Source organism: Actinoplanes auranticolor (assembly GCF_018332655.1).
GTDB classification, from domain to species: domain Bacteria; phylum Actinomycetota; class Actinomycetes; order Mycobacteriales; family Micromonosporaceae; genus Actinoplanes; species Actinoplanes auranticolor.
This window is the reverse complement of record NZ_BOQL01000034.1, coordinates 25,293-38,045: the sequence shown is the minus strand read 5'-3', so window position 1 is coordinate 38,045 and position 12,753 is coordinate 25,293. Positions and strand designations below refer to the sequence as shown.

The window sequence follows — 12,753 nt, the reverse complement described above, 5'->3', positions numbered from 1 at the left end:
GGAGATCGTGACGGTCATCCGGATGGACGGCCTGCGCAAGGACTTCACGGTACGGGTCCGCGCCGGCCGCCTGCGCCGCACGAAACGCACGGTGGCCGCGGTCGACGGCATCGACCTGCGGATCGAGCGCGGCGAGATGGTCGGCTACATCGGCCCGAACGGCGCCGGCAAGTCCACCACGCTGAAGATGCTGACCGGCGTGCTGACGCCCTCGGCCGGGACGGTGTCGGTGTGCGGGCTGACCCCGGTGCCGCAGCGCACCCGGCTGGCGCTGCGCATCGGCGTGGTCTTCGGCCAGCGTTCACAGCTCTGGTGGGATCTGCCGCTGCGCGAGTCGTTCAGCCTGCTGCGCCACATCTACCGGGTGCCGGCCCAGGAGCATGCCGCCAGGCTGCGGCGCTGTGTCGGCCTGCTGGACCTCGACGGCTTCCTGGACACCCCGGTACGGCAGCTGTCGCTCGGCCAGCGCATGCGCGGGGACCTCACCGCGGCGCTGCTGCACGGGCCCGAGGTGCTGTTCCTGGACGAACCGACGATCGGCCTGGACGTGGTGAGCAAGCAGGCGGTGCGCTCGTTCCTGGCCGAGCTGGGCGCCACCGGCGACGTGACCCTGGTGCTGACCACGCACGACCTGGCCGACATCGAGCGGCTGTGCCGGCGGCTGGTGGTGATCGACCACGGCCGAGTCGTGCACGACGGCACGATCGAGGCCCTGCACACCCGGTACGGTTCCCGCCGCCGCCTGGTCGTGGACCTCGACGCGCCGCTGCCGAGCGGCTTCACGGTCGACGGCGCCACGCTCGTCTCCCTCGAGGCCGACGGGCACCGCGCCTCGTTCGACCTGCTCTCGGACGAGGCCGGGCCGGTGGTGGCCCGGCTGGCGGCCCTGTCGTCGCTGCGGGACCTGTCCCTGGTCGAGCCGGACATCGAGGACGTGGTGGCCCGCCTGTACGCGTCCTAGCGGTGCTCCATCACCAGCACCGCCCAGGTGCCCGGCTCCAGGGCCTGGTAGCTGTGCGGGATGTCGCCGGGGAAGGTCACGTAGTCGCCGGGGCCGAGCTCGATCTCCTCCTGCGCCGGCCCGACCCGCAGCCGGCCCGCGGCTACGACCAGGTGCTCGACGCTGCCCGGCAGGTGCGCGTCGGCCTGCCGGGAGCCGCCCGGCTCCAGCTCCATGACGTAGAGGTCACGCCGCGCGTGGGCGGCGCCGGCGGCGAGCAGGGTGGCGAAGAAGTCGGCGTGGTCGGACTGCAGCCGCGGCCCCTCGCCGGCCCGGACCACGCGGATCAGCGGGGCGGGCGGCTCGACCAGCCGGCTGAACGGCACGCCGAGCGCCACCCCGAGCGACCACAGCGTCTCCACGCTGGGGTTGCCGGTGCCCGACTCGAGCTGGGAGAGCGTCGACTTGGCCAGCCCGGCCCGGCGGGCCAGCTCGGCCAGGGAGATGCCGACCCGCTCGCGCTCGCGGCGCAGGGCTGCGGCGATGGTGGCGAGCGGGGGAGTGGGGTGTGACATGTTCACTCCGTCGATCGAGTCGTTCGGTTTGACGAACGCAGGGCGGTTCGTTCATTATTCTGAACCATGCGTACGCCATCCCGAACGCCGGACCGGGCGCTGCTGCGCGACGCGGCCGCCATCGCGGCGGCGATGATCGCGGTGGGTGCGTCGTTCGGCGCCATCGCGATCGCGTACGGGCTGCCGACCTGGGTCCCGTTCCTGATGTCGACGGCGGTCTTCGCGGGCGGCGCCCAGTTCCTGGCGGTGGGCCTGATCGCGGCGGGCAACCCGATCGCCGCGGTCTTCGCCGGCCTGCTGCTCAATGCCCGCCACCTGCCGTTCGGCCTGGCGGTCTCGGCGACGGTCGGCCCTCGCTGGCGTGACCGGCTGATCGGCAGCCACCTGATGACCGACGAGGTGGTCGCGTTCACCCTGGCCGAGCCGGACCCGGTACGGCGCCGGCGCACCTACTGGCTGATCGGCATCACGCTGTTCACCTCGTGGAACACGGGCACGGCCCTGGGGGTGTGGCTGGGCGGCGCCACCGGCGACCCGGCGGCACTGGGCCTGGACGCGGCCTTCCCGGCCGGCCTCATCGCCCTGATCCTGCCGTCCCTGCGCGACCGCGACACCCGCCTGGTGGCGCTGCTGGGCGCGGCGGTGGCAGTGGCCCTGACCCCGGTCCTGCCGGCGGGCCTCCCGGTCCTGTGCGCCCTCCTGGGCCTTGCCGCGGTATTCCGCCCTCGCCGCCGAATCAAGACGAGCGAGAGCCCCACCAAGACGAGCGGGACCCGGCCCGAAGCCGAGGACGACCGGCGCACCGAGTCCGAGGAGGCGTCATGCTGATCGCGGCGATCCTGACCCTGGCCGTGGGCACCTACACGATGCGCCTGGCCGGCGTGCTGCTGCGCGACCGCCTCGAACTCTCCGACCAGCTCCAGCGCCTGCTCCCGATGGCCGCATCAGCCCTGCTGGCAGCGCTCGCGACCACCGCCGCCCTGATGGAGGGCACCGGCTTCGCCGGCATCGCCCGCCCGGCCGGCGTGCTGGTCGGCGCCCTGCTGGCCTGGCGCCGAGCACCCTTCGTCGTGGTCGTCCTCGCCGCAGCCGCCACCGCCGCCCTGCTCCGCCTGGCCGGCATCGAGTAACCCGACGAGGCGGGTGGGGGTGGACCGGTTGCGGGAGGCCGGCACCGCATCGAGCACGTGGAGCTGGGTTTCACCCAGCACGGACCTGGCAGGGTGAGGGTGGCCGCCCATGAGCCGCCAGGCGATTGGTCACCCTCGCCCGGTCTCGGCGGGAGCGACGGTCAGCACCCTGCAACCAGGCACGACATCCAGCTCCTGACCTTGATCTGGATGATCAGACTTTGTCGCCCAACTCCACCTGAGGCTTCGGGACGCGCATGCGGCGGAAGGTCAGCCCGCGCATGATCCCGTAGAGGTAGAGCGACCCGATCCGCTGCGTCGTGTCCGGGAAGCGCTCCGAGACCAGCTTCTTCACCTTGCGGGCGATCAGCACGCTGTCGACGAGCACCGCGATCGCCAGGATCGCCCAGAGCAGGTTCGCGCCGATCTGGACCACCGGGGGCATCGCGCCCGTCGAGCCGACGAAGACGATGATCGCGCCGGCGAAGAACCAGGTGCCGGCGGTGCGCTTGGCGTCGACGATGTTGCGGACCAGGGCGCGCTCCGGGCCGCGGTCGCGGGCCAGCAGGTAGCGCTCGTCGCCGGCGCGCATGCCCGCCGACGCCTCGGCGCGCTCGAGCTTCTGACGCTCGCGCATCTGCTTGTAGGCCTCGCGCCGGTTGGCCGGGGCCTGCGCCGTGTCGTGCCGGCGCTGCGCGTTGGTGCGCTTCGGCGTCGCGACGCCGAGTTCCTTCTTCGAGGGCGTGTAGGCCTTGGGCTTGGGCGCGGCCGACTGCCCGGGCTCGTCGGTCACCGTGGCGGTGGCGTCGGACACGAGGTCGGTGGACTTTCGGCGAAACAGCGAGGACACCCCCGCAGCGTAGCCAAGAGCCCCCACAAACCCGAAACCGCGCCGGCGGAGAGCCGGCGCGGTTTCCTGGAGCGGGGAGATCAGATGCGTTCGACCAGCGCGCCGAGGGCGGCCAGCTTGCCCTCGAAGTCCTCGTAGCCGCGGTTGATCAGGTCGACGCCGTACACCCGGGAGGTGCCCTCGGCGGCCAGCGCGGCGATCAGGTGGCTGAAGCCCGCCCGCAGGTCGGGGATGACCAGGTCGGCCGCGTGCAGCTTGCTGGGGCCGGCGATGACCGCGGAGTGCTTGAAGTTGCGCCGGCCGAAGCGGCACGGGGTGCCACCGAGGCAGTCGCGGTAGACCTGGATGGTCGCGCCCATGGTGTTCAGCGCCTCGGTGTAGCCCAGGCGCTGCTCGTAGACCGTCTCGTGCATGATCGACAGCCCGCGGGCCTGGGTCAGCGCCACGACCAGCGGCTGCTGCCAGTCGGTCATGAAGCCGGGGTGCACGTCGGTCTCCAGCGCCACGGCGTTGAGCTCGCCGCCCGGGTGCCAGAACCGGATGCCGCCCTCGACGCCGGTCACGCCGGTGCGGCCGACCCGGGCGTCGGTGATCTCGAACTCGCCGCCGATCGAGCGGAAGACGTTGAGGAACGTCATCATGTCGGCCTGCTGCGCGCCCAGCACCTCGATCTCGCCGCGGGTGGCGAGCGCGGCGGCGGCCCAGCTCGCGGCCTCGATCCGGTCCGGGATCGGCTTGTGGTTGTAGCCGTGCAGCCGGGGCACGCCGAGGATCTCGATGACCCGGTCGGTGTGCACGGTGATGATGGCGCCCATCTTCTGCAGGACGCAGATCAGGTCCATGATCTCCGGCTCGATGGCCGCGTTGCGCAGCTCGGTGACGCCCTCGGCGCGCACCGCCGTGAGCAGCACCTGCTCGGTGGCGCCCACGCTCGGGTACGGCAGCTCCAGCTTGGTGCCGTGCAGTCCGTGGGGGGCCGTCAGGTGCATGCCCTCGGGCGTCTTGTCGACGACCGCGCCGAACTGCCGCAGCGCCTGGATGTGGAAGTCGATCGGCCGCGGGCCGATGTGGCAGCCACCCAGGTCCGGGATGAACGCGTGCCCGAGCCGGTGCAGCAGCGGACCGCAGAACAGGATCGGGATCCGGCTCGACCCGGCGTGCACGTTGATCTCGTCGCTGCTGGCGCTCTCCACGTTGGTGGGGTCCATGACCAGCTCGCCGTCGTCGGCGCCGTCGGTGACCTTCACACCGTGCAGGCCGAGCAGGCCGCGTACGACCTCCACGTCGCGGATGCGCGGCACGTCGAAGAGCCGGCTCGGCGACTCGCCCAGCAGGGCGGCCACCATGGCCTTGGAAACCAGGTTCTTGGCGCCACGGACCCGGATCTGTCCGTGCAGCGGCGTACCGCCGTGTACGGCCAGGACGTCGTCGGTCAACGCAACCTCCAGAGGCGGGCGCGTCAGCGCGCCCGGATGCGAACAGGGGTGCAGCCGACGGTGGGGGACCGGGCGGCTGCCGCCCGGGCAGCATAGCCCTGCGTGACCAGAGCAGAAATCATCACAACGCCCAAGGCGGCACGAATTGCTGATGATTAAGGCAACAAAAAGGTGCAGCCGTGCGTACGGCTCATCGACGGTTACCCAGGGTGAGAATTTACGGCAGTGCCAGCATCTGATCGAGGGCCACCCGCGCGTACTTCGCGGTGTCCTCGTCGACGGTGATGCGGTTGGGCACGCGGCCCGCCACGAGCTCCTCGAGCGCCCACACGAGGTGCGGCAGATCGATGCGGTTCATGGTCGAGCAGTAGCAGACCGTCCGGTCCAGGAACGTGATGTGCTTGTCCGGGTGCGCCAGGGCCATCCGGCGGACCAGATTGAGCTCGGTGCCGACCGCCCAGGCCGAACCGGCGGGCGCCGCGTCCAGGGCCCGGATGATGTATTCCGTCGAGCCGACCTCGTCGGCCGCGCGGACCACGTCGTGCCGGCACTCCGGGTGGACCAGCACGCGGACGCCCGGCACCCGCTCGCGCACCTCGCGCACGCTGTCGATGGTGAACCGGCCGTGCACCGAGCAGTGTCCGCGCCAGAGGATCATCTTGGCGTCGCGCAGCTGCTCGGGGGTGAGGCCGCCGTGGGGCTTGTGCGGGTCGTAGAGCACGCAGTCGTCGAGGTCGAAGCCCATCTCCAGCACCGCCGTGTTGCGGCCCAGGTGCTGGTCGGGCAGGAAGAAGACCTGCTGCCCCTGCTCGAACGCCCAGTCCAGAGCGCGCTTGGCGTTGGACGAGGTGCAGACCACGCCGTTGTTGCGCCCGACGAAGCCCTTGATGTCGGCGGAAGAGTTCATGTAGGTCACTGGGACGACGTCGTCGGCGATGCCGAGGTCGGTGAACTGCTCCCAGGCGGTCTCCACCTGGCCCAGCACGGCCATGTCGGCCATCGAGCAGCCGGCGGCCAGGTCGGGCAGGATGACCTGCTGGCCCGGGCCGGTCAGGATGTCCGCGCTCTCGGCCATGAAGTGCACGCCGCAGAAGACGATGAACTCGGCGTCGGGGCGGGCCGCGGCCTCGCGGGCGAGCTTGAACGAGTCGCCGGTGACGTCGGCGAACTGGATGACCTCGTCACGCTGGTAGTGGTGGCCCAGCACGAAGACCCGCTCGCCGAGCGCGGCCTTGGCTGCCGTGGCCCGGGCGACCAGATCGGGGTCGCTGGGCGCCGGCAGATCGCCGGGGCAGTCCACGCCGCGCTCGCTGGCGGGATCGGTGCCACGGCCGAGCAGCAGCAGGGCCGTGGCGGTGTTCGCAGGTTCGGTCCAGGTCGACGTCACGAGATCCATGTTTCCACAAGGTTGCCGCGCCGTCGGCCGGCGAAGGAGTGTCCTAGGGCACTCAGCGCCGACGGCCCTGGAACTTCGTCGCGAGCCGGCGGAGCTTCTCCTGGTTCTCCGGCTTGGCCAGCTGGCGCTGACCCTGCTGGACGATCTTCTGCCCCTTCGGGCTGCGCAGGAACATCTGCAGTCGCTGCATGAGAGTGGCCATGCCACCGAGCGTGACACCCCAACCTGTGTGATGCCTGTACTTTCTCCCCGTGCGCGTATTGATCTGCCCCGACAAGTTCGCCGGCACGCTGACCGCCTCCGAGGTCGCCACCGCGGTGGCCGGGGGCTGGCACGAGACCGCCCCGGACGACGAGACCGTGCTGCGCCCGCTGTCCGACGGCGGCCCCGGCTTCGTCGAGGTGCTCGGCACCGCGCTCGGCGGCCGCCGGCTCGCCGTGGACACCGTCGACCCGCTGGGGCGCCCGGCCCGCGGTGAGGTGCTGCTGGTGGGAAGCACGGCGTACGTCGAGAGCGCCCAGGCCTGCGGCCTGCACCTGCTGACCAGGCAGGAGCGGGACGTCAACGCCGCGACCTCGTACGGGCTGGGCCTGCTGCTCGCCGCCGCAGTAGAGGCGGGTGCCGCCGAGGTGGTCGTCGGGCTCGGCGGTTCGGCGGTCAACGACGCCGGCGCCGGGATGCTCGCCGCGCTGGGTGCCGGCCCGGTCGACGTGAGCGGCTACGCCCTGCCGTACGGGGGAGCGCCGCTGATCACCGCGACCGCGCTCGCCGGCGCGCCCCAGCTGCGCCAGGTCCGCCTGGTGGCCGCCACCGACGTCGACAACCCGCTGGTCGGCCTGCACGGGGCCAGCAACGTCTACGGCCCGCAGAAGGGCGCCACCCGCGAGGACGTGCTCCGGCTGGACGCGGCGCTGGACCACTTCGCGGGCGTCCTGGAGCAGGCGTTCGGCGTCGAGAATCTGCGCACCCTGCCCGGCGGTGGCGCGGCCGGCGGGATCGGCGCCGCCCTGCTCGCCCTCGGCGGCCGGGTCGTCTCCGGGATCGGCCTGGTGACCAGCCTGATCGGGCTGGAGGAGCAGCTCGACGCGGCCGACCTGGTGATCACCGGCGAGGGCTCGTTCGACCACCAGTCGCTGCGGGGCAAGGTCGCCGCCGGCATCGCCAACGGCGCGCGCGACCGGGGCCTGCCCTGCGTGGTCATCGCCGGGCGCAACGAGACCGGTCACCGCGAGGCCGCCAGTGCCGGGGTGACCGAGACGTACGCCCTGATCGAGCACTTCGGTTCGGAGCAACAGGCACTGGCCGAGCCGGCCCGGGGCCTGCGCGAGGTCGCCGCCGCGCTCGCCCGGCAATGGAGCAGATGACCAGGTGTTCGACATCTCGGCCCCAGCGATTGGGAATAAGACCGGACAGCGTTAGCGTTGGCGGGTACGGCACATCACCGGACCGGCAGGAGAACCGCAACGTGACCACTGAAGCGCACACCGAGTCGACCGAGGCCACCAAGGCCGCGCCGACCGGCGTCATCTTGACCGACGTCGCGGCCGCCAATGTCAAGCGTCTCATCGCGCAGGAAGGTCGCGATGACCTGCGCCTGCGTATCGCCGTGCAGCCCGGTGGCTGCTCCGGCCTGCGCTACCAGCTCTTCTTCGACGAGCGGTCGCTGGACGGCGACATCGTGGCGGAGTTCGACGGTGTCGAGGTCGTCGTCGACCGGATGAGCTCGCCGTACCTGGCGGGTGCCACGATCGACTTCGCCGACCGCATCGACGCCCAGGGCTTCACCATCGACAACCCGAACGCGCAGAACTCCTGCGCCTGCGGCGACTCGTTCCACTGATCCGCAGCGCCGAGGGCCGTTCCCGTGACCGGGAGCGGCCCTCGACCATGTCCGGCAGATGACGCCCGGATGTCCCGCGGGCCGACGGCCGGTAGGCTCACCCGGTAATCGCACCCGACCTCGAGGGCCGACATGAAGATCGCCGTTACCGGCTCGATCGCCACCGACCACCTGATGCACTTCCCCGGCAAGTTCGCCGAGCAGCTGATCGCCGACCAGCTGCACAAGGTCTCGCTCTCGTTCCTGGTCGACGACCTGGTCGTGCGGCGCGGCGGCGTGGCGTCGAACATCGCCTACGGCCTGGGCAAGCTCGGCCTGCGCCCGATCCTGCTCGGTGCGGTCGGTGCCGACTTCGCCGACTACCGGTCCTGGCTCGAGCGGCACGGGGTCGACTGCGACTCGGTGCACGTCAGCGAGGTCGCGCACACGGCCCGCTTCGTCTGCACCACCGACGACGACCTGAACCAGATCGCGTCGTTCTACGCCGGCGCGATGAGCGAGGCCCGCAACATCGAGCTGGCGCCGGTCGCCGCCCGGGTCGGCGGCCTCGACCTGGTGCTGATCAGCGCCAACGACCCGGCCGCGATGATCCGCCACTCGCAGGAGTGCCGGGCCCGCGGCTTCGCGTTCGCCGCCGACCCGTCGCAGCAGCTCGCCCGGATGGACGGCAGCGACGTGCTGACGCTGATCACCGGCGCGGAGTACCTGCTGACCAACGACTACGAGCGGTCGCTGCTGGAGACCAAGGCCGGCCTCACCGGCGAGCAGGTCCTGGAGCAGGTCAAGATCAGGGTCACCACCCTCGGCAAGGACGGCGTCGAGATCACCGGCCGCGGCCTGGAGCGGATCCACGTGCCGGTCGCCCGCGACGTCATCGCGGACGACCCGACCGGCGTCGGCGACGGCTTCCGGGCCGGCTTCTTCGCCGCCCTGGGCTGGGGCGTCGGCCTCGAGCGGGCCGCGCAGGTGGGCTCGCTGGTCGCCGCGCTCGTGCTGGAGACGGTCGGCCCGCAGGAGTACGACATCAAGCCGGACTTCTTCCTCAAGCGCCTCGCCGACTCCTACGGCGACGAGGCCGCCGCCGACGTCCAGCCACACCTGCCCGCCACGGTCCAGTAGAAGCGATGGTGCTAGCCGTCTTCGCCGGCCTGCCGGGCGTGGGCAAGAGCACGCTCGCCGAGCGGGTGGGGGCGGTGCTGCCGGCCGCCGTGCTGGCGGTCGACACCGTCGACTTCACCATGCGGGCGTACGACGTCACCGAACCCCGGCCCGGCTATGCCGCGTACGGGGTGGTGGCGGCGCTTGCGGAGGTCCAGCTCCGGATGGGGCACCACGTGATCATCGACGCGGTGAACCCGGTGAAGGCGGCCCGGCAGCACTGGGTGGAACTCGCCGAGCGCCTCGACGTCCCGCTGCGGGTCGTCGAGGTGGTCTGCGGCGACGATGCCGAGCACCGCCGCCGGGTCGAGAGCCGCTTCGCCGCTCGCGCGCACGATGGGATCCCGGACTGGGTGCGCGTGCTGGAGCGCCAGGCGGAGTACGAGCCGTACCTGGGTCCGCGCCTGGTGGTCGACACTTTCCTGGCCGAGGAGCCAGTGGGCCCGGTCGTCGACTACCTGAGCCTGCGCACCTCGTAGACGTCCGGCGCCGGGCTGCCCAGATACTCCTGGGCCTTCATCCGGCACCAGGCCGGGATGTCGTTGGCCGCCGCCGGGTCGTCCGCCAGCACCCGCACGACCTCGCCGACCGCCACCGTGGGCAGCCGTCTGGCCAGATCGATGATCGGCAGGGGACAGCGCCGCCCTCGCGAGTCCACCTCGATCACATCCCCGCCTCCGCCCGGAGCCCGGCGACCACCCCGGGCAGGACCGCCAGGAAGCGGTCCACCTCATCCTCGGTGGTCCCGCGGTGCAGCGACACCCGGACGTTGCCGTGGCTGAGCACGCCCATCGCCTCCAGCACGTGACTGGGCCGCAGCGTGGAGGCGGTGCACGACGAGCCGGAGGAGACGGCGAAGCCGTGGCGGTCCAGCGCGTGCAGCAGGGCCTCGCCGTCGACGTACAGGCAGGAGAAGGTGACCAGGTGCGGCAGCCGCTGCACCGGATCGCCGACCACCTCGACGTCGGGCACGGTGGCCGCGACGGTCGCGCGGATCCGCTCGACGAGCCCGGTGAGCCGCACGGCCTCGGTCTGCGCCTCGACCAGCACGGCCCGCAGCGAGGCCGCGGCCGCGACGACGGCCGGCAGATCGAGCGCGCCGACCGGCCGCGGCCGGTGACGATCATCACCCGGGTACGGCGAGAGCCACCGCACCCCCTTGCGCACCACCAGCACACCGACCCCCGGCGGACCACCCCACTTGTGCGCGCTGGCCGTCAGCAGCGACCAGCCCGGCGGCACCGGCACCCGCCCGATCGACTGCGCCGCGTCCACGAACAGCGGCACGCCGTGCTCCGCGCAGACCTCCGCGGCGGCGGCCACCGGCTGCACGGTGCCGACCTCGTGGCTGGCACTGATCAGGCCGGCCAGGGCCACTCCGGGCGCACCGACCTCGGAGCGCCAGGCGTCGAGGTCGAGCCGGCCGGCCAGGTCGACCCCGACCGGCACCGCGTCGCCGGCCTGGGCCGCGGCGTGCAGCACCGCCGAGTGCTCGATCGCCGAGTGGACCAGCGTCCGGCCGGCCCGGGCCCGGCCGGCGAGTCCGCCCAGGACAGCGGCGTGCACCGCGGCCGTACCCGAGGACAGGAAGGACACCTCGTCCTGCCGTACCCCCAGCGAGTCGGCGACGCTGCCCTGCGCCGCCTCGCGCAGCTGCTGGGCCCGCCGGCCGGCGGCGTAGAGGCGGTCCGGATCGGCCCAGCCGTCCGCCAGGGCGGCGAGCAGCGCCTGCCGCGCGACGGGATGCGGGGGTGCGGCGCTGGCCGCGTCCAGGTAGGCGGGCGCACCGGCGGGATCGGCAATGAATTCCACCTTCCGAACGGTATCGTCCACATGATCAGTCGTTTCGCGGGTACGCCGCAGATCCGACCCCCGGTCAGCGGGTGGCAGGGCCAGGTCGAGTAGTGTGCGACCGTCGGTGACACCTTGCCGCCGGTGTCCGGATTTCGCACCGGGCGGTGCTCTAGGGAGGCAGGAGCAGGTGGTCTCAAGGAGTTCGGTCGCACGGCCGCGTGTCGTACGGCTCGCCGGGCTCGGTGTCGGTGGTGCCATGCTGCTGGCCCTGCTGTCGGGCTGTTCCGTGGACAGCGTCGGAAGCGCCTTCGGCGGGTTCGGCTGGCCCCAGCACGGCATCAGTCTGCAGGCCCACAAGATGTACGACCTGTGGATCGCGTCGACGATCGCGGCACTGGTCGTCGGGTTCTTCGTCTGGGGCCTGATCTTCTGGTGCATCATCCGGTACCGCAAGCGTGGCGACACCCTGCCCGTGCAGACCCGGTTCAACATGCCGCTCGAGGTCCTGTACACGGTGACCCCGGTGCTGATCGTCGCGGTGCTCTTCTACTACACGGCGATCGTGCAGACCGACGTGGACAAGTTGTCGGCCAAGCCGGACATGACCGTCGAGGTCGTCGCGTTCAAGTGGAACTGGCAGTTCAACTACCGCGACGCGCCCGGGGCGGAGGCCAGGACGGTCGCGTCCAACCTCGGCTCGAGCGACGTCATCCCGCTGCTGGTCCTGCCCACGGGCAAGAAGATCCGCTTCGAGGAGACCAGCCGCGACGTCATCCACTCGTTCTGGGTGCCGGAGATGCTGTTCAAGCGGGACGTGTTCCCGGGCAACGTGCGCAACACCTTCGAGGTGACCCTCGACCGTGAGGGCCGCTACGTCGGTCGCTGCGCCGAGCTCTGCGGGACGTACCACGCCTTCATGCAGTTCGAGCTGGTCGTCGTCTCCCCGGAGAAGTTCGACCAGTTCCTCGCCGCGAAGCAGGCCGGCGGTTCCACCCAGGACGCGATGGGTGCCATCGGCTTCACCGGCGACGAGCGCTTCGCCGTCACCACGCAGCCATTCGACACCCGCCGGACCGGACAGTCGTGGAACCAGTCCGGCAACACCGCGGCGGGGAAGTAGGGACCAGAGTTGAAGACCGAATACAAGATCTTCGCCGGCGTTGCCGTCTTCCTGTTCGGCGCGGCCGCCGTCTACGGCGCCTACACCTACGGCGAGGTGGGCCAGCTCGAGTGGATCGGCTTCATCGCCCTGATCCTCTCCGGCCTGCTCTGCTCGATGTGCGGCGGCTTCTTCTGGTTCGTGGCCCGGCGCATCGACCTGCGCCCGGAGGACCGCGAGGACGGCGAGATCGCCGAGGGCGCCGGCGAGGTCGGCTTCTTCAGCCCGGGCAGCTACTGGCCGTTCGGCCTGGCCCTGGCCGCGTCGGTCGCCGGCCTGGGCCTGGTGTTCTGGCAGTGGTGGCTGGTCGCCCTGGGCATGATCCTGGTGATCTTCGCGTCGTGCGGCCTGCTGTTCGAGTACTACTCCGGCACCCGGCACCCGGCCGAGCACTGATCCGGACGCAGCAACGTTCAGAAGGCCCGCATCCCTGAGGGATGCGGGCCTTCTGCTTGCCTGTGCCGCCCGCACCGGG

16 protein-coding genes are annotated in these 12,753 nt (G+C 71.6%); 9 read left to right on the top strand and 7 right to left on the bottom strand.

The window, feature by feature from the left end; genetic code table 11:
• Nucleotides 1-7 precede the first annotated feature (7 nt).
• The gene (locus Aau02nite_RS21675; RefSeq protein ID WP_212990357.1) at nucleotides 8-961 is read left to right on the top strand and encodes an ABC transporter ATP-binding protein; all 954 of its coding nucleotides are present in this window, start codon (nucleotides 8-10) and stop codon (nucleotides 959-961) included.
• Here Aau02nite_RS21675 and Aau02nite_RS21670 read toward each other — a convergent pair.
• Nucleotides 958-1,515, bottom strand: a complete 558-nt coding sequence (locus Aau02nite_RS21670) for a helix-turn-helix domain-containing protein (protein WP_212990356.1) — start codon at nucleotides 1,513-1,515, stop codon at nucleotides 958-960. The genes Aau02nite_RS21675 and Aau02nite_RS21670 overlap by 4 nt on opposite strands.
• 66 nt (nucleotides 1,516-1,581) lie before the next feature.
• On the opposite strand from Aau02nite_RS21670, the gene Aau02nite_RS21665 reads away from it, so the two are divergent.
• Both Aau02nite_RS21665 and Aau02nite_RS21660 read left to right on the top strand, forming a co-directional pair.
• Nucleotides 1,582-2,343 carry an AzlC family ABC transporter permease gene (locus Aau02nite_RS21665; RefSeq protein WP_212990355.1) on the top strand — a complete coding sequence of 254 codons (762 nt, stop codon included), beginning with the start codon at nucleotides 1,582-1,584 and terminating at the stop codon, nucleotides 2,341-2,343.
• Complete coding sequence (locus tag Aau02nite_RS21660; protein WP_212990354.1) at nucleotides 2,337-2,645, top strand: AzlD domain-containing protein; 309 nt, start codon at nucleotides 2,337-2,339, stop codon at nucleotides 2,643-2,645. The genes Aau02nite_RS21665 and Aau02nite_RS21660 overlap by 7 nt, the downstream gene beginning before the upstream one ends.
• A gap of 214 nt (nucleotides 2,646-2,859) precedes the next feature.
• Here Aau02nite_RS21660 and Aau02nite_RS21655 read toward each other — a convergent pair whose 3' ends face one another.
• From Aau02nite_RS21655 to Aau02nite_RS21640, 4 genes are all read right to left on the bottom strand, one after another.
• Entirely contained in the window at nucleotides 2,860-3,495 is a 636-nt protein-coding gene (locus tag Aau02nite_RS21655) for a DUF3043 domain-containing protein (RefSeq protein WP_212990353.1), read from the bottom strand.
• Between the two features lie 80 nt (nucleotides 3,496-3,575).
• A complete protein-coding gene (gene murA / locus Aau02nite_RS21650) occupies nucleotides 3,576-4,931 on the bottom strand; it encodes a UDP-N-acetylglucosamine 1-carboxyvinyltransferase (protein WP_212990352.1) in 1,356 nt (451 codons plus the stop codon).
• 217 nt (nucleotides 4,932-5,148) lie between these two features.
• On the bottom strand, nucleotides 5,149-6,318 hold the full coding sequence (nadA, locus tag Aau02nite_RS21645; RefSeq protein WP_212990351.1) for a quinolinate synthase NadA: 1,170 nt from the start codon (nucleotides 6,316-6,318) through the stop codon (nucleotides 5,149-5,151).
• A 61-nt stretch (nucleotides 6,319-6,379) separates the two neighbouring features.
• The gene (locus Aau02nite_RS21640; protein ID WP_212990411.1) at nucleotides 6,380-6,529 is read right to left on the bottom strand and encodes a hypothetical protein; all 150 of its coding nucleotides are present in this window, start codon (nucleotides 6,527-6,529) and stop codon (nucleotides 6,380-6,382) included.
• Nucleotides 6,530-6,578: 49 nt separating this feature from the next.
• On the opposite strand from Aau02nite_RS21640, the gene Aau02nite_RS21635 reads away from it, so the two are divergent.
• From Aau02nite_RS21635 to Aau02nite_RS21620, 4 genes are all read left to right on the top strand, one after another.
• Nucleotides 6,579-7,691 carry a glycerate kinase family protein gene (locus tag Aau02nite_RS21635; RefSeq protein WP_212990350.1) on the top strand — a complete coding sequence of 371 codons (1,113 nt, stop codon included), beginning with the start codon at nucleotides 6,579-6,581 and terminating at the stop codon, nucleotides 7,689-7,691.
• Between the two features lie 101 nt (nucleotides 7,692-7,792).
• Entirely contained in the window at nucleotides 7,793-8,167 is a 375-nt protein-coding gene (gene erpA / locus Aau02nite_RS21630; RefSeq protein WP_212990349.1) for an iron-sulfur cluster insertion protein ErpA, read from the top strand.
• 132 nt (nucleotides 8,168-8,299) lie between these two features.
• Nucleotides 8,300-9,286, top strand: coding sequence for a carbohydrate kinase family protein (locus Aau02nite_RS21625; protein ID WP_212990348.1), 987 nt, complete (start codon nucleotides 8,300-8,302; stop codon nucleotides 9,284-9,286).
• A gap of 5 nt (nucleotides 9,287-9,291) precedes the next feature.
• On the top strand, nucleotides 9,292-9,804 hold the full coding sequence (locus Aau02nite_RS21620; RefSeq protein ID WP_212990347.1) for a P-loop nucleotide/nucleoside kinase family protein: 513 nt from the start codon (nucleotides 9,292-9,294) through the stop codon (nucleotides 9,802-9,804).
• On the opposite strand, the gene Aau02nite_RS21615 is transcribed toward Aau02nite_RS21620, so the two are convergent.
• Nucleotides 9,780-9,992 (bottom strand): sulfurtransferase TusA family protein, encoded by a 213-nt coding sequence (locus Aau02nite_RS21615; protein WP_212990346.1) that lies wholly within the window; start codon nucleotides 9,990-9,992, stop codon nucleotides 9,780-9,782. The two genes, Aau02nite_RS21620 and Aau02nite_RS21615, sit on opposite strands and share 25 nt — an antisense overlap.
• A complete protein-coding gene (locus tag Aau02nite_RS21610; RefSeq protein ID WP_212990345.1) occupies nucleotides 9,989-11,137 on the bottom strand; it encodes a cysteine desulfurase family protein in 1,149 nt (382 codons plus the stop codon). Before Aau02nite_RS21610 ends, Aau02nite_RS21615 begins: the two co-directional genes overlap by 4 nt.
• A gap of 238 nt (nucleotides 11,138-11,375) precedes the next feature.
• On the opposite strand from Aau02nite_RS21610, the gene ctaC reads away from it, so the two are divergent.
• Together ctaC and Aau02nite_RS21600 are read left to right on the top strand one after the other, a co-directional pair.
• Nucleotides 11,376-12,239: an aa3-type cytochrome oxidase subunit II gene (gene ctaC, locus Aau02nite_RS21605; protein ID WP_212990344.1), complete on the top strand. Its 864-nt coding sequence runs from the start codon at nucleotides 11,376-11,378 to the stop codon at nucleotides 12,237-12,239.
• Between the two features lie 9 nt (nucleotides 12,240-12,248).
• Nucleotides 12,249-12,674 (top strand): cytochrome c oxidase subunit 4, encoded by a 426-nt coding sequence (locus tag Aau02nite_RS21600; protein ID WP_212990343.1) that lies wholly within the window; start codon nucleotides 12,249-12,251, stop codon nucleotides 12,672-12,674.
• The last annotated feature ends 79 nt before the right edge of the window (nucleotides 12,675-12,753 follow it).